The organism is Prosthecobacter sp. (assembly GCF_014879935.1).
In the GTDB taxonomy this organism is placed as follows: Bacteria; Verrucomicrobiota; Verrucomicrobiia; order Verrucomicrobiales; family Verrucomicrobiaceae; genus Prosthecobacter.
The window spans coordinates 1-20,421 of record NZ_JACSRD010000243.1 but is presented as its reverse complement, the minus strand read 5'-3'; the positions used below and the strand labels follow the sequence as shown (position 1 = coordinate 20,421).

Sequence of the window (20,421 nt, the reverse complement as noted above, 5' to 3'; positions counted from 1 at the left end):
TTTGAGCCGGGGGTTTGAAAGGGGATGACCGCTTCAGCAGCAGCGTCAGACCGGGGCCACAGGCGCTGCGACCGCGCTGAAAGAGTTTGGTCCGCGACGGACGGGGTCTTTTCCGCAGCGCAGGGAGTTTTCTCCCGGCCGGGAAAACTGTCCCGGCGGCGGAAGAAAGTCTGTCCGTGGCGGAAAACCTTTTTTCCGCGACGGAGACAACCAAAAACGTGACGGAGGGAGTTTGGTCCGGGACCGACGGAGTTAAGTCCAGGATCGAGACCGTCTTTTCCGCCACGGAGAGGCTTTTCCCAGCCACGGACGAAACGGCTTCCGTCACGGAAAGAGTTGTTTCCATCCCCGCCGTGCGGGCTTCCGCAAGCGCCGTGCCTGCCGTCGGCGGAAGCGGAAGTCCTGCCATGGCCGCAAACCCATGAACGAGGATGGAAGGCACACATCCTCGAAAACAAAAATCCGGCTGATCTTTTCGCCCGTAGGAATGCCGGGCCCTGGGAGGCTTTCGGGGTTTGTCACCTCTCACGGCCCGCGCTTCTGCCGACGATCATCTCTGTTTTGTCTCAAAAGGCAGTCCATCAGGTGGGACAGGCGTATCAGCGTTGCATCGCCGCCCCGTTCTGTGCGATGGTGCGACGAACCGACACCCATCTTTGACCCTCGATTCCCCATGAAAATCCCGCTCCTCCTGCTGACCGCTTTCGCCACCGTCGCCCAGGCCGCTGACTGGCCGATCTGGCGTGGGCCGAACCACGATGGCATTTCGACCGAAAAACTCACCGGGACCGCGGTGAAAAAACTCTGGAGCGGCAAGATCGGCATCGGTTTTGCCTCGTTCACCGTGGCTGATGGCCGCGTTTACACCACCGGCCATGCGGACAGCAAGGACACTGTGTTCTGCCTTGATGCGGTGAGCGGCAAGCCGGTCTGGAAACACGAATATGCCGCCGATCTGGGCGACAAGTTTTACGAGGGCGGGACCTCGGCCACACCGACCATTGAAGACGGCAAGGCGTACCATCTCAGCCGCTGGGGCGACCTGCTTTGCTTCGACGCGGCCACCGGAAAGATCCTCTGGCAGAAAAACATCCAGCAGGAAACCGAGGCGAACATCCCCGACTGGGGCTTCTCCGGCTCCCCGCTCGTTTCTGGCGACCTGATCATCGTCAACGTCGGCAAAGCCGGTGCCGCTGTCGAAAAAACCACCGGGAAGCTCGTCTGGAAGTCCGACACCGACAACGCGGGCTACTCCACGCCCTATCCGATCACCGTGAACGGCAAGGCGCAGGTCGTCATCGGCTCCGGCCGTGCCTACAAAGGCGTCGATCCGAAAAACGGCACCGTCTTGTGGGAGCACACCTGGTCCACCAGCTACGGCGTGAACGCCGCCGATCCCATCCTCAGCGGCACGAAGCTCTTCATCTCCTCCGGCTACAACAAAGGCTGCGCCCTGCTCGATCTCGCCTCCGCGGAACCGCAGGAAGTCTGGCGCAGCCGCGTGATGAAGAACCAGTTCAACTCCTCCGTGCTGATCGACGGCCATCTCTTCGGCAGCGATGGCGACTACGACAAGACCAACGCGCTCAAGTGCATCGACTTCGCCACCGGCACCGAGAAATGGAGCGACGCCTCCACCGGTTTCTGCTCCCTCATGGCCGCCGACGGCAAACTCATCATCATGACCGCCAAGGGCGAGCTGATCATCGCGAAGGCCGATGCGGCCAAGTTCGAGCCGATCTCCCGCACCCAGGTCCTCACCGGCCGCTGCTGGAGCGCCCCGGTCCTCGCCAACGGCCGCATCTACGTGCGCAACGCCGCCGGCGACATGGCCTGCGTGAGCGTCAATTGACGCACTCAATACAACATCGACTTATATCAATTCGAGGAAGCGCCGCCCGATGGGCAGGGTTGCGCCATGCAGCAGCTGATCATCGACAAGCCGTATCGTTTCATCCCGTCGCGCAACAGCCGGTTCTGGAGCACGCTCGTTCATCTCTGGCTGCCGCATCACCTGCGGAAGGACTACGGCATCGAGTCCTGCACCAGCGTCCACGCGGAAAAGCTGTGTGACTCACTGAACTCAGGTCACGGCGTTTTGATCGCCGCCAATCACTGCCGTCCTTGCGATCCCATGGTGATCGCTCGTGGGTTGCGACCGCACATCCGGCGCGAATTCAGCACGATGGCTAGCTGGCACATCTTCCATCAAAGCCGGGTGCAATCCTTCCTGCTGCCGCGCATGGGTGGATTCAGCATGTTCCGCGAAGGCATGGATCGCGAGTCGCTGAATCACGCGACGCAGATTCTCGGCGAGGCAAAACGTCCGCTGGTCGTCTTCCCCGAAGGCTTCATCACTCGCAGCAACGATCACCTGGCCCACCTGATGGACGGCGTGGCCTTCATGGCACGACTGGGGGCAAAGCTCGCCAACAAGATCGACGCAGGCCGCAAAGTCGTGATCCATCCCACCTTCCTGCGTTACTTTTTCGAAGGCGATCTCGAAGCCACGCTGCGCCCCGTGCTCAAAGACATCGAAACGAAGCTCTCCTGGCAGCCGCAGACACATCTTTCCGTGCGGCAGCGTGTCGCGAAGCTCGGCGAGGCATTGCTCTCGCTCAAAGAGGTCGAGCATTTTGGCAGCGCACGCAGCGGGCCGCTTGCAGAGCGTGTCGGCATCATGATCGACAGCCTGCTCTCGCCGCTGGAGGTCCGATGGCTCAAAGCACCACGCCGGGACAAGGATACGATGGAGCGCATCAAAGCGCTGCGCACCGCCATCGTGCCCGACTTGCTCGATGACACACTCTCAGAGGCTGACAAGTCCACGCGTTGGCGCCAGTTGGCCGACCTTTACCTCGTGCAGCAGCTTCACTGCTACCCGGGCAGTTACCTCGACACCGCTGACTCACCTGAACGCCTCTTGGAAACGGTGGAGCGCGTTGAGGAAGATCTTACCGACATCGCACGGCCGCACCCGCCGATGCGCGCCGTCGTGATGATCGGCGACGCCATCGAGGTCTCACCCGAACGTCCGCGGGGCGCTTCAGCTGATCCAGTCACGTTGGCCATCCGTCAGCAGTTGGAAGCGCTGATGCAGGAATCCCTCAATCATCGCAGATCATGAACATCCCACCCATCCTCATTCGTGTCGGCGTCGTGGTGCTCGCGCTGGCGGCCTGGCATTGGACGCAGAGACTCATCGCCCAAAAAAGCGCCCCACGCCATGGTCTGGGCGACCTCGTTCACGATCTCACCGCCCGGTGGCACGGCTGGCTGCGGCAGAATGATCGTGCCGCGAACCGACTGCTCATCGTCAGCTCGTTTTTCATCGATGTGCTGGGGCTCTCTGTGATCGGCATGGCCGTGTTTGGCGGCAGTTTCGCGCCGTTCATCGCGCTGCTCATCCTTTTCAGCCTGCGACAGCTTTCGCAGGCGCTATGCAGCCTTCCACCACCTCCCGGCATGATCTGGCGGCATCCCGGCTGCCCTTCGTTGCTGGTGACCTACGAAGTTGGGAATGACTTTTTCTTTTCCGGCCACACGGCGCTGGCGGTGCTGGGTGCCTTGACCGTGGCTCACGCCGGCCCCGCCTGGCTCGCCATTGCCGTCATCATTGTTGCCTTGGGAGAAATGGCCGCTGTGCTGCTGCTGCGGGCGCATTACACGCTGGACGTCATCGCCGGTGCTGCGGTGGCCTTCTTTGCGCATCACATGGCGGCCCGCGTGGCACCGGTGATCGACCTCTGGCTGCGCTGACCAGGCATTTTCTCAATGCGATCTCCCAGACGGTCGATAGGCCGGCACGAATCATCTCCCGAAACATCCGCCTGCATGAAAACGACCACCTCCCCAGCCATCCCACTCTGGCTCAAGACATCCTACACGGCCTTCATGGCCGTTTTGATCCCTGTTTACTGGCGCTACTACGGCCCGACCAACTTCCTCTACTTCTGCGATGTCGCGTTGCTGCTGACGCTTGCGGGCCTGTGGTTGGAGAAACCGCTGCTCGTGTCCCTGCCCGCCGTGGGCATCCTGCTGCCGCAGGCTTTGTGGTGCGCGGACTTCGCCGTCCAGCTCACGGGCAACACGATGACCGGCATGACGGCCTACATGTTCGATGAGACAAAACCGCTGTTCCTGCGCGGTCTGTCGCTGTTCCACGGCTGGCTGCCATTTCTGCTCGTCTTTCTCGTGTTCAAGCTCGGCTACGATCATCGCGCGTTCAAAGGCTGGGCGGCGTCCGCGACGGTGCTTTGCCTCATCGCTTTCTGTTTCCTTCCCAAGGCTGGCGAAGCGCTGCCAGATCCCAACCTGCCGCGCAATGTGAACTACGTCTTCGGCATGAATGACGCCCGGCCACAGACCTGGATGAGCGCGGAGCTTTATCTCGTGGCGTGGATCGCGCTGCTCGTCATCCTCGTCTATCTGCCAACGCATTTCCTGCTGAAGAAATTCTGCCCCACACCCGCACAAGCCGCCGCCAAACGCGCATGAACCCGCCCCCTCTTCCCTCCAACTGGAAACATGGTTTCTGGTGCCTCATGGGCACGCAATTTCAGGGCGCGTTTTCTGACAACGTGCTCAAGCAGCTCGTGATCTTCCTCGTCATGGCGCAGCATCTGCCAAAGGCGCAGCTGGATGCGCTGGTGTCGGACGCCGGCACCTACTTTGCCGTGCCGTTCCTGCTGTTCTCGATGTTCGGCGGCTGGATGGCGGATCGCTTCAGCAAACGGCATGTGATGATCGGCGTGAAGACGATGGAGGTCGGCATCATGATCTTCGCCACGCTGGCGTTGTCGTCGCGGAACTTGAACCTCCAGCTCGCCAGCATCTGCCTCATGGGTGTGCACAGCGCCTTCTTCGCCGCGTCGAAATACGGTTCGCTGCCGGAGGTGGTGCCGCCGGAGAAACTTTCGTGGGCGAATGGTGTGATCGAGATGCTCACCTTCCTCGCCGCGATCCTCGGCACCCTGGCGGCAGGCTGGCTGGCGGTCGGTTTCGCGGACAAACCGGCCTGGCCAGGCGTCATCCTGCTGGGGCTGGCCATCATCGGCTGGCTGATGAGCCGCGGCATCACGCGCGTTCCGGCCGCGAGTCCGGACAAACCGCTGCGCCTCAACTTCCTCGGCGATTTGTGGCGGGAGTTCCGCTGGATGCGCACCGATCGCGACCTGTGGCGGGCGAATCTGGGCAACACCGGTTTCTTTTTCATCGCCTTCCTCATTCAGATGAACCTGCTGCTCTACGCGGAGCAGGTCATGCATGTCGATCCGCTCGGAAACAGCGCCCTGCAGGTCGCCTTGGCTGTCGGCATGGCGGCCGGCAGCCTGCTCGCGGGCAAACTGAGTGGTGATCACGTGGAATACGGCCTCATCCCGCTCGGTGCGTTCGTCATGGCCGCGATGGGATTCATGCTCGGCCTTGAAGGCATCTCCAAAACTCTGTTCACCTTCTGCCTCGCCCTTCTCGGCATCGGCGGCGGTTTGTTCATCGTGCCGCTGGCCGCGGTGCTGCAACATCGGCCGCCAGCGGATCGCAAAGGCGCGGTGCAGGGAGCCGCGTCGTGGCTTTCGTGGGTCGGCATCAGCGCCGCGGCGTTGCTGCAAAAGGAGCTGAACATCCGCCTGCAATGGACGCCCGGGCAGATCTTCTGGTTCTGCGCCGCCTGCGCCGTGGTGGCAGGCATTTATGTGACGATGTCCCGGCCCGCCGCGCTCCCGGCCATGCTCAAACGCTGGATGAAGGGCGATGACGAAGGTCGAATGCCGAATGCCGAATGATCGCCCGCGACACCGCTCATTCATTCGTCATTCTGCATTCGTCATTCGACATTCCACCTCATGCCCCACGTTCTCCTTCTTCCCTTCGGCAGCGCAGGCGATGTGTTCCCCTTCATCTGGCTGGGACGGCAGTTGCTGGCCCGGGGGCATCGGGTGACGATGATCACGGCCTGTTTGTTTGAGGAGCAGGCAAAACGTGCCGGTCTCGAGTTTATCCCGCTGGGCGAGAGGGACGAGTTCGAGGCCATGATCCGCGATCCACGCATCTGGAAGCTCGGCCACGGCACGAAAGTCGTCTTCGACTTCGCGGCGAAGTCCGTGGAGCCCTACCTCGCGGCCATCGAGAGCTGTGGAAAGGCCGATCTCATGCTGGCGCCCGTCACGGCCTTTGCCGGTCGGCTGGCGCGGGAGAAACACGGCACGCCGCTGATCACCGTGCATCTGCAACCAGCGGTGTTTCTCAGCGTGCATGAGACGCCGCTGCTCCATCCTGCGATGAAATGGCTGCGCCGCATGCCGGTCTGGTTCAAACGCGCGCTGTTCTCGCTGCCGAACCCGGTGGATCTGTTCGCGCTGCCAAAAGTGCGGCAGATTTGCCAGAAGCATGGGGTGAAGCCGCCGAAGAGCCTGTGGCGGGAGTGGTGGGACTCGCCGGATGGCGTTCTGGCGCTGTTTCCGGCCTGGTTTTGCGCTCCACAACCCGACTGGCCGGAGAACCTGCTCCAGTGGACTTTTCCGCTCGAAGATCTCGCGAAGGAACAACCGCTCTCACCGGGCTTGCAGACCTTTTTGGCCGCCGGCGAGCCTCCGGTCGTCTTCACGCCCGGCAGCGCGAATGTGCAGGCGGCACGCTTTTTCGACGTGGCGGCCAAAGCAGTCGCGAAAGTTGGCTGTCGCGCGGTTTTTGTGACGCGAGAGCCGAAGCAGGTGCCCGCGAACCTGCCGCCGCAGATTCATGTCGAGGAGTATGCGCCGTTCAGCACGCTCTTGAAGCAGGCGTCGGTCTTTGTGCATCACGGCGGCATCGGGACCATGTCGCAGGCCTTTGCGGCGGGCGTTCCGCAGCTCATCATGCACATGGCGCACGACCAGCCGGACAACGCGGACCGCGTGGAGCGGCTGGCCGCAGGTGTCGGCCTCAGCGTGCGGCAATTCACACCGGATCGTGTGGCGAAAGAACTGCACGAATTGATCTGGGATCACTCGATCCGGGACAGCGTGGGTTTCATGCAGCAAGAAATCGCTCACTCGCCTGATCCGGCTATTCTGATGCGCTGGATTGAAAACCACATGAACCTGTCTTCGCCTCCTCCATGAGCCACGTGCTGCTGCTCCCCTACGGCACGTCCGGCAGCACCTACCCCTTCATCTGGCTCGGACGCCAGTTGCTGGCCCATGGCCACCGCGTGACAATGATCACCGCGCCACGCTATGAAGCCCTGGCAAAGCAGGCAGGCCTGGACTTCAGCGCCACCCCGAATGACGAGCTGGAGCAGATGCTGCGTGACCCCAGCCTGTGGAAACTCGGCCTGGGGCTGAAAACCGCCTACACGCACGGCGGCAGGGCGGCGAAGGACTACGTGGCGGCGGCGGAGGCCGTGATGAAGTCTGCGGGACGGGCCGATCTCATCATGGCACCGATGATCTGCTTCGGCGCCCGTGTCCTGCGTGAAAAGCTGGGCATCCCGCTGGTGACCACGCATCTGTATCCGATGATGATCATCAAGGGGCACCGGCCGCCGGTCGTCATTCCGCCCTTCCGCTGGCTGCGTTCCATGCCTTTGATCGTGCGGCGGACGATCCTACGATTTCCGAACCCGCTCGATCTCTTTGCCATGGGGCCGGTCAGGCGGTGCAGCATCGCCCACGGCGTGCGGCCACGCAGCTTGTGGAAGGAGTGGTGGGACTCGCCGGACGGCGTCCTGGCGCTGTTTCCAGACTGGTTCGCCGCGCCGCAGCCCGACTGGCCGCAAAACTTCCTGCAATGGGATTTCCCCCTCGAAGACATGGGTGGGGAGCAGCCCGTGGAGGACGCACTGGCGCGGTTCCTGGCGCAAGATGGGAAGCCGGTGTTCTTCACCGCCGGGACGGGTCATTTCCACGCCGAAAAGTTCTTCGCCACGGCGGCGAAACTGGTGGAGGCCCTGGGGTGCCGTGCGGTCTTCATCACGCCGAGGCCGGAACAGCTCCCGAGCGGGCTTCCAGACAACGTTTTCGTCACCCGTTATGCCCCGTTCCGCCAGATCCTGCCGCAAGCGCGGGCGTTTGTGCACCATGGCGGCATCGGCACGACTTCCCAGTGCCTGGCCGCCGGCGTGCCGCAACTGGTGGTGCCCATGTCTCTGGACCAGCCGGACAATGCCGACCGCGTGGAGCAGCTCGGTGTGGGATTGCAGATCAGCCACAGCCGGTTTTCGGTGGCCAAAGCGCTGCCGTTGCTGCGGCGCTGTCTGGAAGACGAAACCATCGCCGGCAGGGCCCGTGAGCACGCCCTGCGGATGCAAAAGCAGCGCGATCCGGCGGCCTTGGTGCGCTGGCTGGAAGCCCGATGCACGCGGCCATGATGAAGATCCTCCTTCTCCCGCTCGGCACCACGGGCGATGTGCTTCCCTTCGTCTGGGCCGGCCGGCAGATGCGCGAGCGCGGCCACTCGGTGACGCTGGTGTGGGTGGAAGCCTGCCGGCAGATGGCTGTTCAGGCCGGTCTGGACTTCGAACCCATCCCGGATGACGGCTACGAGGCACTGGTGCGCGACCCCGCGCTGTGGCGGCCGCATCAGAGCCTGAAAGTGACGCATGCCTTTGCCGGTCGCTGCGTGCCGAGGTGTCTGCAGGCGGTGGAAAATGTCATCGCCCGGCAGGGAAAGCCCGACTTGATCCTGGCCACGATCATGAACTTCGCCGCGCCGATCCTGCGCCGGAAGCTGAGCGTCCCGGTGATCTCGACGATCCTGAGTCCCTACCAGTTTGTCAGCTCCCACCAGGTGCCGCGCAGCCTCCCGGCGTCAGGACTCCTGCGACTGCTGCCCGTGGCGATGCGGCGCTTTTTCCTGACTCACGTGGCACCTTACGACCACCTGGCGCTGCCGCAGGTGCGCGAGAGCTGCCGCGAGCACCGTGTGCGGCCGCCGAGGCGTCTGCGCGACTGGTGGCATTCACCTGATGGCAGCCTGGCCTTGTTTCCAGAGTGGTTTGCCGCACGGCAGCCGGACTGGCCGGCGAACACGCTGCAGTGGGATTTCCCGCTGGAAGACATGGCTGACGCACGCCCCTTGGAACCCCGCCTGGCAGCGTTTCTGGCGGCGGGGGACAAGCCGGTGGTCTTCACCCTGGGTAGCCAGCATCTCCATTCGCGCGACTTCTTCGAAACCAGCACACGACTGGCCGCACAGCTCGGCGTGAGGGCCGTTTTCGCCACGCCGCATGCCGGACTCGTGCCACCGGAGCTGCCGCAGTCGATCTTTGTGACAACGTATGCGCCGTTCAGCCAGCTGCTGCCGCGGGCGGCGGCCTTCGTGCACCATGGCGGCATGGGCACGCTGTCGCAGTGTTTCGCAGCGGGCATTCCGCAGCTCATCGTCCCCATGGCCTACGATCAACCGGACAACGCCGAAGTGGTGCAGCACCTCGGTGCCGGCCTGATGCTGGATCATGATCAGTTCACCCCTGGACGTGCCCTGCCGCTGCTGCGGCGCTGCCTGGAGGACGAGTCGATCCGGCACGGAGCCCGGCGTTGTCAGGAACGCATCCGCGGCAGGACTGCCATCTCTGTTTTGACAGACTGGCTGGAAGGCCGCATGCCCAGCCCTGCTTCCATGACTGCATGAAACAGATTCTGCTCCTCCCATACGGCAGCCACGGGGATGTGTTCCCCTTCATCTGGCTCGGAAGACGGCTCCGCGAACGAGGTCACCGTGTGGCCATGATCGGCTGTGACAAGTATGCCCGGCGTGCGGAAGAGGCCGGGATCGACTTCTCACCGCTATGCAGCACCGTGATGGACGAGATGCAGGCTGATCCACGCATGGCCGGTCGTTTCACCGCCGCCCGGCTGGCCTACAGCTACTTCGGCCGGGTGGCGCAGGACATCGTGCAGGCGGCGGAGTCCTGGATGGCGGAACACGGACGGCCTGATCTCATCCTGGGACAAAAGTCGTGCCACGCTGGCCGGCTGCTGCGTGAGAAGCACCGCATCCCGATGGTGACGACTCACGTCTTCCCGCTGTCACTGCCCAGCGCCTACGACCTGCCGCTGCTGATGCCGGCTTTCCGCTGGCTGCGGAAGCTGCCGCTGGCCCTGCGAAAGCTGGTCCTCGCGATCCCGCACCCGTTCGACCGCTATGCGCTGGAATCGCTGCGGCCGCTGTGCCGACAGCACGGCGTCACGCCCCCGACGAATCTGGAGCATGACTGGGGCCGTTCGCCAGACGGTGTGCTGGTGATGTTCCCCGAATGGTTCGCCAAACCCCAGCCGGACTGGCCCGCAGAAGTGTTCCAGTGGCATTTTCCGCTGGAGGCCGCGGAGAATCCGCCGCTGCCTGCCGACCTCGCACGATTTGTGCAGTCGGGGCGGAAGACGCTGCTGTTCACGCCTGGCACCGGCAGTCCGCTGGCGCGACGTTTTTTCACCGAAGCCGTCCCTGTCGTGCGTGAACTCGGCTGCCAGGCCGTTTTCGCCACCTCCGACAGCGCATCGCTGCCCCCCGATCTGCCCGCCTTCATCCACGCCTCGGCGTATGTGCCCTTTGGCGTGCTGCTGCCGCATGTCCACGCCCTGGTGCATGCCGGCGGGGTCGGCACGACGGCGCTCGCCTTCGCCAGCGGCACTCCACAGCTGGTGACGCCGATGTATCACGACCAGTTCGACAACGCGGACCGTGTCGAGCGCCTCGGCGCGGGCGTGAGCCTGTGCTTTCATCAAGTGAACGCACAGCGCCTGCGGGAACGGCTGCAGCGCTGCCTGCAAGACGAGACGATCCGCCAAAACGCATCCGCCGTGGCCCGCCGCATGAGCGATGCCCCTCCCGTCGCGAAACTCCTCGAATGGATCGAGAGCCGCATGCCATCATGAAGAAGGTCCTTTTGCTGCCCCACGGCACGACCGGAGACGTGCTCCCCTTCATCTGGCTGGCCCGGCATCTGAAGCAAGGCGGTCATCAGCCGACGGTGATCGCCGCCAGCGTCTTCGAAGCCATCACGCGTCGTGCCGGGATCGAGTTCCTGCCGCTGGCACGGGATGACTTTGAGGAGATGACCGCGCATCCCGGCCTTTTCCGCATGATCGAGGGCACCAGGGTCGCCCACGGCTACGCCGGCCGGGCCACGGGTGACTACGCCGCTGCGATCGAGGCCTGGAGCGTGCCAAACGGCCGTCCAGGCCTCCTGCTGGCACCCATGACCTGCTTCGGCGCACGGCTGATGCGGGAGAAGCACGGCATCCCGCTGGTGACGGTGCATGCGTCCTCACTGCTCATGAACAGCATGCATGAGCCGCCGCTGTTCATCCCCGCCTTCCGCTGGCTGCGCAAGATGCCGCTGTGGCTGCGCACCTGGCTGCTCTCGGGCCCCAATCCTTTTGACCGCTTTGCCGAGCCGCATGTGCGCAAGGCGTGTGCCGATCATGGAGTGAAGGCGCCACGCAGCCTGCGTTGGGACTGGTGGGACTCCCCGGACGGAGTGCTGGCTCTTTTTCCAGACTGGTTTGCACGGCCCCAGCCCGACTGGCCGCGCCAGCTCCTGCAGTGGGACTTTCCCCTGGAAGATCTGTCCGGGGAGGAGTCGCTGAGCCCGGAACTCCGCGCGTTTCTGGCAGAGGGTGACAAACCCGTCCTCTTCACACCTGGAACCGGCCACCGGCATGCCAGGCGCTACTTTGAGACCGCTCTGGAACTTGTCCAGGCGCTCCGGTGCCGCGCCATCTTCGTCTCCCGTGAGGCGGGGCAGATCCCGGACGGCCTGCCCGCATCGGTCCGGGTGGTGAGCTATGCGCCCTTCAGCCTGGTGCTGCCGCATGTGTCAGTGTGCGTCCATCACGGCGGCATCGGCACGCTGGCTCAATGTCTCGCCGCAGGCGTTCCCCAACTCATCACGCCGATGTCGCATGACCAGTTCGACACGGCTGACCGCATCGAGAAACTCGGCGCGGGTCTGAGCGTGCTGGCGACACGTTTTTCCCGCCGCACCGCCCTGCCTTTGCTCTCCCGCTGCATGCATGACCGTTCCTTTCGGGACCATTCGGCCGCACATGCGCGGCGTCTGCTCCAGAAACGGGACGTCAGGCCCCTGATCGCCTGGCTTGAGGCAAGAATGCAGGACGCTCACATTCACCCCATCGCACCGGCATCATGATTCCCCGCATCATCCACCAGACCTGGAAGACCCGGGACATCCCGCCCCATCTTCAGGAGTTTCAGCAGTCATGGCGGGTCCATCATCCTGACTGGGAGTATCGTTTGTGGACAGACGAGGACAACTCACGGCTGATCCACGAATGTTACCCGCAATTCGTGGACTTTTGGGACCGGCCGCTGCCCCCCATCATCAAGATCGACTTCGTTCGTCTCGCGTTCATGCACCAGTTTGGCGGAATCTACGTGGACATGGACTTCGAGGCGCTGCGGCCTCTGACGCCCCTGTTCCAAGACTCCAAAATGATCGTGGGGAGGGAGAAGGGCGGCATCGGGATGCAATTCCGCGGCCGGGACTTCCTCTGCAACGCGCTGATTGCATCCCCCGCCGGCCACCCGCTGTGGCTCGACCTGATGCAGGAGATGATCCGCCGGCTCCGGCCCCGCGGCAAATTCGAGCGCGAGCCCATCTACGTGCTGCACATGACTCTGGAGGTCTTCGACGCGGTTCTCGAAGCTTATCAGCAAACACACTCCGACCTTGTCATCACCTCCCACGAGATGTTCTACCCCGCGCCGCCCACCTGCAGGCTGGTTCAGGCACGCCGGGAAATGGCCGCGGAGCTCGATTCGTACGCCATCCATCATTTCGACGGAAGCTGGCTTGGCTGGCGTGACCGATGCATCAATCTCCTTCTCGCCTTCAGCCAATGCTGGCGGAAACGACCGAAGAAATCGCAATGACCTCCACCAGCCATCCTGAACGCCGCTTTGGCCTCCTGCAGGCCACGGCACTGAACATGTCGAACATGCTCGGCGCGGGGCCGTTCATCACGATTCCGGCGTTGATGATGACGATGGGCGGGCCGCAGTCGATGCTGGGCTGGGCGGTGGCCTTGATCGTGGCGCTGGCGGACGGCCTCGTGTGGAGCGAACTCGGCGCCGCGCTGCAAAAATCCGGCGGATCGTATGTGTATCTGCGTGAGGGCTACGGACGCGAGACCTGGGGGCGATTCATGGGCTTCCTGTTCATCTGGCAGTTCATCCTGAGCGGACCACTGGAGCTGGCGACGGCCTACATCGGCGTGGCGCAATATTTGCAGCCGCTGTGGCCGCAGAGCAGCGACTTCACACGGCTTTGCGCCGGTGCTGGCGTCGGACTGCTGGTCATTTTTCTGCTGTATCGGCGGATTGAGTCGATCGGAAAGCTCACCGTGATGCTCTGGGCGGGTGCGTTGTTGGCCATGGCCATCGTGATCGTCACGGGCGTGATGCATTTCGATGCCAAGCTGGCCTTCGACTTCCCTGAAGGTGCCTGGACCTTCGACGCGGCGAAATGGGTGGCGCTGGGCGCTGCGGCACGCATCGGCATCTACGACTACCTCGGCTACTACGACATCTGCTTCATTGGCGACGAGGTGAAGCAACCGGGACGCGTGATCCCGCGTGCGGTGATGCTGTCGCTCGTCCTGGTGGCGCTGATCTACTTCGCCGTGAATCTCTCCATCATCGGGGTGGTGCCGTGGCGGGAGTTTGTGAGCGCGGAAGGCGTGAACAAGCCGGTGGTGACGATGATGATGGCGAAAATCTACGGCAACGACTTCGCCCAGCTCTTCACGGGACTGGTGCTGTGGACGATGGTGGCCTGCTGTTTTGCGATGCTGCTGGGTTATTCGCGCATTCCATACGCTGCGGCACGGGATGGCAGCTTTTTCCGCGTGTTTGGCCGCCTGCATCCGACCATGGGTTTCCCTCACGTTTCGCTGATCGTGGTCGGTTTGATCGCTGCGGCGGCCACGTTTGTGAAACTGGGCACACTGATCGATGGGCTGCTCACCACGCGCATCGTGGTGCAGTTTGCGGGTCAAATCGGGGCGCTGGTGATGCTGCGTCGTCTGAAACCGAATATGGAGCGGCCTTTCCGCATGTGGCTTTATCCGCTCCCGGCTCTGCTGGCACTCGTCGGCTGGGTTTACCTGCTGCTGACGACGGATCGCCTGCTGCTGGGCTATGGCGCGCTGGCTTTGGTGGTCGGCAGCGGCGTTTTCCTGGCCTGGAGCTGGAAATCACGCTCCTGGCCGTTTGCGGCCGTGAAGTGACGGCTTGATTTCCGATCTGCTCCTTGATGTAATCCGCTCATGACACGCCTCCTTTCCTGCCTGCTGCTTCTCACCGCCTTTCTTCATGCCGACGAGTTCGATCCGGCCGACAACACCATCGTGCTCGGCAAGCGCGTCGGTTTGATCAAGCCGAACATGACGGCGGCGGACATCGAACGCGCCTACGGCAAGAAGAACCTCAAGAACATGGACTTGCCCGGTCCCGAGGGCTCGACTTTTCCAGGTGCCAAGCTGTTTGAAGGCACGGAACGCGAACTCGAGATCGTGTGGGACCCGGAGAAGGAGGACAAGAAGGTCGTTTTCGACGTGCGCATCATCGGCGCGGCTTGGAAGTTTGAGAACGGCCTCAAGTCGGGCATGACCATTGAGGAGGTCGAGAAGATCAACGGCAAGCCGTTCAAGATCTCCGGCTTTGCGTGGGACTACGGCGGCTACGCGAACTTCGAAGGCGGCAAGCTGGCCGAGAAAGTGAGCATCCGCTTCAATCCGAGCAGCGAGGACATCCCGGAATACCTGCAAGGCGACAAGCAGCTCAATTCCACCGACAAAAAGCTGCGTGCGGTGAAGCCCGTCGCCGAAGAAGGCATCACTGTCTTCATGCGGTGAGCGGATACACCCGCACATCGACCCCAGGCGAGCCGATGACGTGATCGGGTGGTCGCCGTGGATCGGTGAAGCCGGCTTGGAGCAACGGTTCCAAGTTCCAGGTTTCGAGTTTCACGTTCGCCAATGGATACGGTGTGTGGTGAACCTGCCCGCAGCGGATGCCACGTGGCGTGTGTGCGAAGAGCAGGTAGCGCTCGGCGAGGAAGAACTCGAGGGAGCCGGGCTCAGCGGGGTGGGTTTCACCGGACACTTGATAGCGATAACGTGATGAAGCTGACTGACCGAGACGCTGGCAGGTGTAATCAATCCACGACTCGCGTCGGATTTCCGCGGCCTGCGACAGCGTTTTGGAGTGCTCCAGCCCTCTGGAGCTTTCCGACAGCCCCGCAGGACCGGCGCACTCAAGGAAGCTGTCGCAAGCCTCCATGCGCGCATGCTGATACGGAAGGCGAAAGAACGTGCGCGCGGTCCACACAGCGAGCGGCTGATTGCAATCGAGCGAGTAGAACCACACTCCGGGGCGGCCTTGTTCGTCATGCACGTAGGTGCGGACGTTGAGTTCCAGGAAATCGCTGATGCCGGGCACGGACGGCAGAAAACGAGGACGGATGCCGCGCATGTAAAACGGCACGATGGCCAGCCACGCGTCGCCTTGAAACGTGTCCACGAACAAGCCGGGTGGCAGCGTGCGCTGGATCTCGTCCGGGTTCCAACGCCAGTGCAGGAAGGCCAGCTTTTCCCAACGCTGATGCATCACATGCGGACGTGAACAACGTTCTCGCCAGGCGAGCCGCGATTCGAGCGTGGGGATGACAGGCATGTGCGGATCATACGCCTGAAATCGCGGCCATGCGCCTTCTGGATTCGTTCATCTGGCATGTGTCTTCGGTCCTTCCGCCTTGGTCTCCTCCTGTCGGCGCTGCCCGCCTTCATTTCCTGCACCTCCATGAAACCCGCTCCGCTGCAAACCGTGCCACATGTCGATCTGAATCGCTATGTGGGCGACTGGTTCGTCTTTGCGCACATCCCTTACTCGTTGGAAAAGGGCAAGGTGGGCACGCTGGACCACTACGCGCTGCGCCCGGATGGCAAAATGGACAACATTTTCCTGTTCCGACGCGGCAGCCTCGACGCGCCGCTGGAACAGTGGAAGGGCGTGGCCTGGGTCCATAACCAAAGCACCAATGCCGAGTGGCGTGTGCAGTTCATCTGGCCGCTGCGGGTGCCGTATCTCATCATCGACCTCGATCCGGACTATCAGTGGAGCGTGATCGGCTATCCCAACCGCAAACTGGCCTGGGTGCTCAGCCGCAGGCCGGTGCTCGATGAGGCAACCTATCGCGGCATCCTGGAACGGATGGCGAAGCAAGGCTACGACACGCGGCAGCTCGTGAAGGTGCCGCAGCGGGTCGAGCGCAGGTGAGGGCCTGCGGTTGAAATGAGTTTCCGTTTCGAGTGGCGGATGCCACTGGTGTCGGCCATGCCCACTGTTCTCCGCTGGTTGATTGCCAATCTGATCGTCTTTGTCCCGCTGGCGCTGGTGATTCATCAGGTTCACACCTGGTATCCGGATGACGATGACTGGCCCTGGTGGGTCGCGGCACTGCTGATCGGCACGCTTTTGGTGGCAGGTTACGCCGCGCTGCGCTTCTGGTTCGCAACCGACCCGGACCTGTGTGAGACGAACCAAAGCACGGAGGAGCTCATTGCCGGACTGGAGGCCAAAAACCTGATCCGCCGCGAGGTTTATCAGGCCCGCCGGGCCTTCCAGGTGGACGAGACCGAGGACGAGGGCTCCAATTATTTCGTCGAACTCGCTGACGGACGCGTGCTCTTCATCTCGGGCCAGATCCTGTATGAATACGAGCCCGACGAGTCTGGTGAACCGTGTCGCTTTCCCTGCACGGAGTTTGAACTCGTGCTCAAGAGCGACACGGGCGACATGCTGGATCTGCTGTGCCGCGGCCAGGTGCTCGAGCCGGAGGTGATGGCTCCCGCCTTCACAATCGAAGACTTCAAAAGCGGTTGGACACCCGAGAACCTCGAGATTCTCGACAAGCCTTACGATACGCTGAAGCAGGAGCGCCTGAAGAGCGCTTGAGAGCTCAAATCGAAGTCATTGATGCACTCAAGCCACCGGGTGCCTGTGCAACAGTTCGTCGCGGATTTCAGCCCGCCCATGCTCCTGAAACGATTCGCGGCCATCCGCATGGAAGTGCAGATGGCCGCGAGAAGCGTTGATGATGACTGGAAGCGTCAGGCGAACAGCTTTGTCACCGGCTTCGCCTTCACCAGCTCGCGGGGCTGGTTGAGGTGGTTATAGACGACGGTTTCGGGGTCGATGCCGACGCTGTGGTAGATGGTGGCGAGGAGTTCCATCGGGTGGACGGCGTCTTCGGTGGGGGCGGAGCCGGTTTTGTCGGATTTGCCGTGGACGTAACCGCGCTTGATGCCGGCGCCGCCGATGACGGCGGTGTAGCAATAAGGCCAGTGGTCGCGACCGTCGGCGCTGTTGCCGTTGCCGGAGGTGGAGACGCCTTTTTCAGGGCTGCGGCCGAATTCGCCGAGGGCGACGACGAGTGTCTCGTCGAGCAGGCCGGAGGCGTCGAGGTCTTCAAAGAGGGCGCTGAGGCCTTGATCGAGCATGGGGCCGGATTTGCCCTTCATGCGCTCGGTGAGGCCGACGTGGTGGTCCCAGCTGTGATTGTCGGAGTTGGCGACTTTCGGCCAGATGACTTCGACGACGCGCGTGCCAGCTTCGAGCAGACGACGGGCGAGGAGGCAGCTTTGGCCAAAGGTGTTGCGGCCATAGCGGTCGCGGAGTTTTTCAGGCTCGCGATCGAGGGCGAAGGCATCGCGGGCGCGGCCGCTGGAGATGAGGTTCAAAGCCTGATTGTAGTAGCTGTCGAGGCTGAGGTCCTTGGTGGCGGCCTCGATGGCGGGCATCTGGTCGTTGATGGCGTCGCGGAGCTTGGCGCGGCGTTCAAGGCGCACGCTGAAGAGATCGGGACGGAGCTGGAGGTCGTCGATCTTGATGCGGTCCATCTTGCCCATGTCGAGGTCGTCGCCATCGGGGAAGAGGGTGTAGGGATCGAAAGCCTTGCCGAGGAAGCCTGCGCCGCCGCCTTTGCCGACGACATTGGATTCCTGCAACGGGCGCGGGAGCTGCACGAAGGGCAGCATGGGCTCCTGCGGCGGCTTGAGGCGGATGATGTTGCTGCCGAAGTTCGGGAAGTCCTTCGCGTTCGGCGGTTCGAGCTGGCCGGAGGGGCTCACCTTGTCCGTCGTATAGCCGGTCATGATCTGGTAGATCGCGGCGGTGTGATTGAAGAGCCCGTTCGGCGTGTAGCTCATCGAATTGATCATGGTGAACTTGTCGTTCACCTTCGCGAGCTGCGGCAGGATCTCGGTGAAATGCTTGCCGGGGATCTTCGTCGGGATCGTTTTGAAAGCGGAGCGCACCTTGTCCGGCACGTTTTCCTTCGGGTCCCACAGGTCGAGGTGCGACGGGCCGCCCTGGAGGTAGATCATGAGGACGTGCTTCGCTTTGCCCCAGCCGGCGCGGCCTGCATTCGGCGAGTTCGCGGCCATGGCCTGACCACGCAGCACATTGTTGAGCGTCAGCCCCATCATGGTGCCACCACCGACGCGGAGAATGTCGCGGCGGGTCATGCCGAGGTCTTTGTCACACAGGTCTTTGCCAAGGGCGCCAGGGATACGGAACATGGGGTGCGAAGGGGTGAATGGTTAGGTCAAGATCGAGCGCAAATACGACAAGGAATGGCCGATCTTGCCATCCGGGGGCCTGAACGTCGAGACGGGGCAGGAAAGTCCATCCCCACCGGCAGGATCGGCGAGTTTTTCATCGACGTGGCAATGCAGTCCATGTTATTCCGGGCCACGATGAGCGAAAACGAAGCCTTCAATCCCTACGCACCGCCCCAAGCCACTGTCCTCACGGCCCCCATGAACGACTCAGCCCTCCCGCTGGGCAGCCGTTGGCGTCGCGTGGTGGCCTCGTTCATCGACTCGTTGATCATGATGGTGATCGTGATGCCGCTGCAATTTGTGACCGGCACCTTCCAGCGCGAGATGGAGCGTCAGCAAGGCGGCGGTTCGATGTTTGCATTCCAGCCCGGTAACGTCCTGTGGTCCGCCATCGGCCTCGCTTTGTTGGTGGGGATCAACTGGAATTTCCTCGCACGAGGCCAGACCATCGGGAAGAAAGCGATGTCTCTGCGCATCGACCGGATTGAAGGCGGTGCCTGCGACCGCACACGGATCATTGTGCGGCGCATGACCATCATGCAGGTCATCTACCTGATTCCGGTGATCAATTTCCTCTTCATGATCATCGACTGCCTCATGATCTTCCGGGACAACAAGCGCACCCTGCACGACGAGATCGCTGGCACGAAGGTCGTGGATGTGCGTGCGGTACAGGCGTGAGCAGGGCAGCTCGATCTATTGAGGGTCTGGATGCGGCTCAAATGCCGTCGCTCTGAGTGGATGACGCCGCAGCGGCACAGGCACCGCGCTTTCCAACTGCGTCCAGACCTGAGAATCTGACGCGGAGGCAGAGGAACCGGCAACCTCAGATTCAGGCTGCCCAGGAGCCGAGGCATCCATCTGGAAACCGGGTCCCGTGGTGACTGCGGCGAACAACGGTGAGGCTCGCTGCGGCAACGCACCAGCAAGCTGGCCGGCAATGGAGGCTGGATCGCCACGATGCGCCGCATCGCGTGCGCTCACGACGGCCACTGGCCTGGATGGCACCACAGCCGCAGCCTTCGCAGTCCTCAGGCCGCCACCAACCCCAGGCAATCTTTGGCCGCCTCCTGCCGCTGCCGTCTGACGCAGCCATTCCAGATTGAATCGCAGCTCATGCCGCTCTCCTGCGATGTCCACCACCACCCTTGTGTCCTTCTGATTTCCACCCAATCGCGTCGTGATGAGCCGCATGCCGTTCGAACCGGTGCCCCCCGCCTGCAAACGCACCCGTTCGTGGGTCTTCATGTTCACCACCGCCACGGTCGGGCCGGTCGTCGGGCCATACACACTGGCGAGCGACCAGTCAGCCAGAGGAGAGGTGGCGGCCGCCGGCTCCGGAGCCGTGGACAGCGTGAACGGGTTTCCAGAAAGCGTGCGCTCATAGCGTCTGATGTGATGCGCCACCGGCGGAGTGAATCTGGCCGGCGGTTTCTCCGGCGATTGCGAACGCACATCGGTGAATGCGTGCGACAGGCAGAGAATGAGCAGCCGTCGGATCGTCATGGGCAAAGTCGTGTCAGGTTGAATGAACTTCGGCCGTGAACGCATCAAGCGTGCGTGCGTGGCGGTTTGGTCACATCACCGTGCCAACCCGGCGACAGCGGCCTTCTTCAAGTGACAATTCAGCCTGTTTCTCATCGCCACTGATCCGTTCAACGAAAAAGTTTCCTGCCGCAGGTTGGTGACGGTTTTCATGAGTGCTCATGATCCTTCATGTCATCGCGTCCTCTAGGCAGTGTTTTAAAACCTCAAAAGGCGAGAGAAAGAAGTTGTACTCACGGGTTGGATAACGGAT

Annotated in this window: 20 protein-coding genes; 16 read left to right on the top strand and 4 right to left on the bottom strand. The window is 62.6% G+C overall.

Annotation, left to right across the window (positions count from 1 at the left end):
- A partial coding sequence (locus IAE77_RS28030) for a hypothetical protein (protein ID WP_294234219.1) occupies positions 1 to 409 on the bottom strand: 409 nt, incomplete at its 3' end.
- Positions 410 to 673: 264 nt separating this feature from the next.
- On the opposite strand from IAE77_RS28030, the gene IAE77_RS28025 reads away from it, so the two are divergent.
- From IAE77_RS28025 to IAE77_RS27965, 13 genes are all read left to right on the top strand, one after another.
- Positions 674 to 1,852 (top strand): PQQ-binding-like beta-propeller repeat protein, encoded by a 1,179-nt coding sequence (locus tag IAE77_RS28025; RefSeq protein ID WP_294234216.1) that lies wholly within the window; start codon positions 674 to 676, stop codon positions 1,850 to 1,852.
- A 66-nt stretch (positions 1,853 to 1,918) separates the two neighbouring features.
- Positions 1,919 to 3,127 (top strand): 1-acyl-sn-glycerol-3-phosphate acyltransferase, encoded by a 1,209-nt coding sequence (locus IAE77_RS28020; RefSeq protein WP_294234214.1) that lies wholly within the window; start codon positions 1,919 to 1,921, stop codon positions 3,125 to 3,127.
- Positions 3,124 to 3,759 (top strand): phosphatase PAP2-related protein, encoded by a 636-nt coding sequence (locus IAE77_RS28015; protein ID WP_294234211.1) that lies wholly within the window; start codon positions 3,124 to 3,126, stop codon positions 3,757 to 3,759. The genes IAE77_RS28020 and IAE77_RS28015 overlap by 4 nt, the downstream gene beginning before the upstream one ends.
- A 75-nt stretch (positions 3,760 to 3,834) precedes the next feature.
- On the top strand, positions 3,835 to 4,497 hold the full coding sequence (locus IAE77_RS28010) for a hypothetical protein (protein WP_294234208.1): 663 nt from the start codon (positions 3,835 to 3,837) through the stop codon (positions 4,495 to 4,497).
- Positions 4,494 to 5,783 (top strand): MFS transporter, encoded by a 1,290-nt coding sequence (locus tag IAE77_RS28005; protein ID WP_294234204.1) that lies wholly within the window; start codon positions 4,494 to 4,496, stop codon positions 5,781 to 5,783. Before IAE77_RS28010 ends, IAE77_RS28005 begins: the two co-directional genes overlap by 4 nt.
- Before the next feature lie 60 nt (positions 5,784 to 5,843).
- Entirely contained in the window at positions 5,844 to 7,100 is a 1,257-nt protein-coding gene (locus IAE77_RS28000; protein WP_294234201.1) for a glycosyltransferase, read from the top strand.
- The gene (locus tag IAE77_RS27995) at positions 7,097 to 8,347 is read left to right on the top strand and encodes a nucleotide disphospho-sugar-binding domain-containing protein (protein WP_294234198.1); all 1,251 of its coding nucleotides are present in this window, start codon (positions 7,097 to 7,099) and stop codon (positions 8,345 to 8,347) included. Before IAE77_RS28000 ends, IAE77_RS27995 begins: the two co-directional genes overlap by 4 nt.
- Positions 8,344 to 9,609 carry a nucleotide disphospho-sugar-binding domain-containing protein gene (locus IAE77_RS27990; protein ID WP_294234195.1) on the top strand — a complete coding sequence of 422 codons (1,266 nt, stop codon included), beginning with the start codon at positions 8,344 to 8,346 and terminating at the stop codon, positions 9,607 to 9,609. The genes IAE77_RS27995 and IAE77_RS27990 overlap by 4 nt, the downstream gene beginning before the upstream one ends.
- Positions 9,606 to 10,853, top strand: a complete 1,248-nt coding sequence (locus IAE77_RS27985) for a nucleotide disphospho-sugar-binding domain-containing protein (protein WP_294234191.1) — start codon at positions 9,606 to 9,608, stop codon at positions 10,851 to 10,853. Before IAE77_RS27990 ends, IAE77_RS27985 begins: the two co-directional genes overlap by 4 nt.
- On the top strand, positions 10,850 to 12,130 hold the full coding sequence (locus tag IAE77_RS27980) for a glycosyltransferase (protein WP_294234188.1): 1,281 nt from the start codon (positions 10,850 to 10,852) through the stop codon (positions 12,128 to 12,130). Before IAE77_RS27985 ends, IAE77_RS27980 begins: the two co-directional genes overlap by 4 nt.
- The gene (locus IAE77_RS27975; protein WP_294234186.1) at positions 12,127 to 12,873 is read left to right on the top strand and encodes a glycosyltransferase; all 747 of its coding nucleotides are present in this window, start codon (positions 12,127 to 12,129) and stop codon (positions 12,871 to 12,873) included. The genes IAE77_RS27980 and IAE77_RS27975 overlap by 4 nt, the downstream gene beginning before the upstream one ends.
- Positions 12,870 to 14,228 carry an APC family permease gene (locus IAE77_RS27970; protein WP_294234183.1) on the top strand — a complete coding sequence of 453 codons (1,359 nt, stop codon included), beginning with the start codon at positions 12,870 to 12,872 and terminating at the stop codon, positions 14,226 to 14,228. The genes IAE77_RS27975 and IAE77_RS27970 overlap by 4 nt, the downstream gene beginning before the upstream one ends.
- A 39-nt stretch (positions 14,229 to 14,267) precedes the next feature.
- A complete protein-coding gene (locus tag IAE77_RS27965; RefSeq protein ID WP_294234180.1) occupies positions 14,268 to 14,855 on the top strand; it encodes a hypothetical protein in 588 nt (195 codons plus the stop codon).
- Here the strand turns inward: IAE77_RS27965 and IAE77_RS27960 are convergent.
- A complete protein-coding gene (locus IAE77_RS27960; protein WP_294234176.1) occupies positions 14,845 to 15,675 on the bottom strand; it encodes a DUF2071 domain-containing protein in 831 nt (276 codons plus the stop codon). The genes IAE77_RS27965 and IAE77_RS27960 overlap by 11 nt on opposite strands.
- Before the next feature lie 126 nt (positions 15,676 to 15,801).
- On the opposite strand from IAE77_RS27960, the gene IAE77_RS27955 reads away from it, so the two are divergent.
- A complete protein-coding gene (locus tag IAE77_RS27955) occupies positions 15,802 to 16,278 on the top strand; it encodes a lipocalin family protein (RefSeq protein WP_294234173.1) in 477 nt (158 codons plus the stop codon).
- Positions 16,279 to 16,335: 57 nt separating this feature from the next.
- Positions 16,336 to 16,956, top strand: a complete 621-nt coding sequence (locus IAE77_RS27950) for a hypothetical protein (RefSeq protein WP_294234171.1) — start codon at positions 16,336 to 16,338, stop codon at positions 16,954 to 16,956.
- Between the two features lie 155 nt (positions 16,957 to 17,111).
- On the opposite strand, the gene IAE77_RS27945 is transcribed toward IAE77_RS27950, so the two are convergent.
- Entirely contained in the window at positions 17,112 to 18,581 is a 1,470-nt protein-coding gene (locus IAE77_RS27945; RefSeq protein ID WP_294234166.1) for a DUF1501 domain-containing protein, read from the bottom strand.
- Positions 18,582 to 18,821: 240 nt separating this feature from the next.
- Between IAE77_RS27945 and IAE77_RS27940 the strand changes: the two genes are divergently transcribed.
- Positions 18,822 to 19,304, top strand: a complete 483-nt coding sequence (locus IAE77_RS27940; protein ID WP_294234164.1) for an RDD family protein — start codon at positions 18,822 to 18,824, stop codon at positions 19,302 to 19,304.
- A 15-nt stretch (positions 19,305 to 19,319) separates the two neighbouring features.
- On the opposite strand, the gene IAE77_RS27935 is transcribed toward IAE77_RS27940, so the two are convergent.
- The gene (locus IAE77_RS27935) at positions 19,320 to 20,129 is read right to left on the bottom strand and encodes a hypothetical protein (RefSeq protein WP_294234161.1); all 810 of its coding nucleotides are present in this window, start codon (positions 20,127 to 20,129) and stop codon (positions 19,320 to 19,322) included.
- Between the last annotated feature and the right edge of the window lie 292 nt (positions 20,130 to 20,421).

What these genes read in the sequence shown, in the direction of transcription:
- IAE77_RS27940 (WP_294234164.1), top strand. Translation starts at nt 18,822, where the DNA reads ATGAACGACTCAGCCCTCCCGCTGGGCAGCCGTTGGCGTCGCGTGGTG.
- IAE77_RS28010 (WP_294234208.1), top strand. Translation starts at nt 3,835, where the DNA reads ATGAAAACGACCACCTCCCCAGCCATCCCACTCTGGCTCAAGACATCC.
- IAE77_RS27995 (WP_294234198.1), top strand. Translation starts at nt 7,097, where the DNA reads ATGAGCCACGTGCTGCTGCTCCCCTACGGCACGTCCGGCAGCACCTAC.
- IAE77_RS28005 (WP_294234204.1), top strand. Translation starts at nt 4,494, where the DNA reads ATGAACCCGCCCCCTCTTCCCTCCAACTGGAAACATGGTTTCTGGTGC.
- IAE77_RS27935 (WP_294234161.1), bottom strand. Translation starts at nt 20,129, where the DNA reads ATGACGATCCGACGGCTGCTCATTCTCTGCCTGTCGCACGCATTCACC.
- IAE77_RS28015 (WP_294234211.1), top strand. Translation starts at nt 3,124, where the DNA reads ATGAACATCCCACCCATCCTCATTCGTGTCGGCGTCGTGGTGCTCGCG.
- IAE77_RS27965 (WP_294234180.1), top strand. Translation starts at nt 14,268, where the DNA reads ATGACACGCCTCCTTTCCTGCCTGCTGCTTCTCACCGCCTTTCTTCAT.
- IAE77_RS27975 (WP_294234186.1), top strand. Translation starts at nt 12,127, where the DNA reads ATGATTCCCCGCATCATCCACCAGACCTGGAAGACCCGGGACATCCCG.
- IAE77_RS27980 (WP_294234188.1), top strand. Translation starts at nt 10,850, where the DNA reads ATGAAGAAGGTCCTTTTGCTGCCCCACGGCACGACCGGAGACGTGCTC.
- IAE77_RS27970 (WP_294234183.1), top strand. Translation starts at nt 12,870, where the DNA reads ATGACCTCCACCAGCCATCCTGAACGCCGCTTTGGCCTCCTGCAGGCC.
- IAE77_RS27990 (WP_294234195.1), top strand. Translation starts at nt 8,344, where the DNA reads ATGATGAAGATCCTCCTTCTCCCGCTCGGCACCACGGGCGATGTGCTT.
- IAE77_RS28025 (WP_294234216.1), top strand. Translation starts at nt 674, where the DNA reads ATGAAAATCCCGCTCCTCCTGCTGACCGCTTTCGCCACCGTCGCCCAG.
- IAE77_RS28000 (WP_294234201.1), top strand. Translation starts at nt 5,844, where the DNA reads ATGCCCCACGTTCTCCTTCTTCCCTTCGGCAGCGCAGGCGATGTGTTC.
- IAE77_RS27955 (WP_294234173.1), top strand. Translation starts at nt 15,802, where the DNA reads ATGAAACCCGCTCCGCTGCAAACCGTGCCACATGTCGATCTGAATCGC.
- IAE77_RS28020 (WP_294234214.1), top strand. Translation starts at nt 1,919, where the DNA reads ATGCAGCAGCTGATCATCGACAAGCCGTATCGTTTCATCCCGTCGCGC.
- IAE77_RS27985 (WP_294234191.1), top strand. Translation starts at nt 9,606, where the DNA reads ATGAAACAGATTCTGCTCCTCCCATACGGCAGCCACGGGGATGTGTTC.
- IAE77_RS27950 (WP_294234171.1), top strand. Translation starts at nt 16,336, where the DNA reads ATGCCCACTGTTCTCCGCTGGTTGATTGCCAATCTGATCGTCTTTGTC.
- IAE77_RS27960 (WP_294234176.1), bottom strand. Translation starts at nt 15,675, where the DNA reads ATGCCTGTCATCCCCACGCTCGAATCGCGGCTCGCCTGGCGAGAACGT.
- IAE77_RS27945 (WP_294234166.1), bottom strand. Translation starts at nt 18,581, where the DNA reads ATGTTCCGTATCCCTGGCGCCCTTGGCAAAGACCTGTGTGACAAAGAC.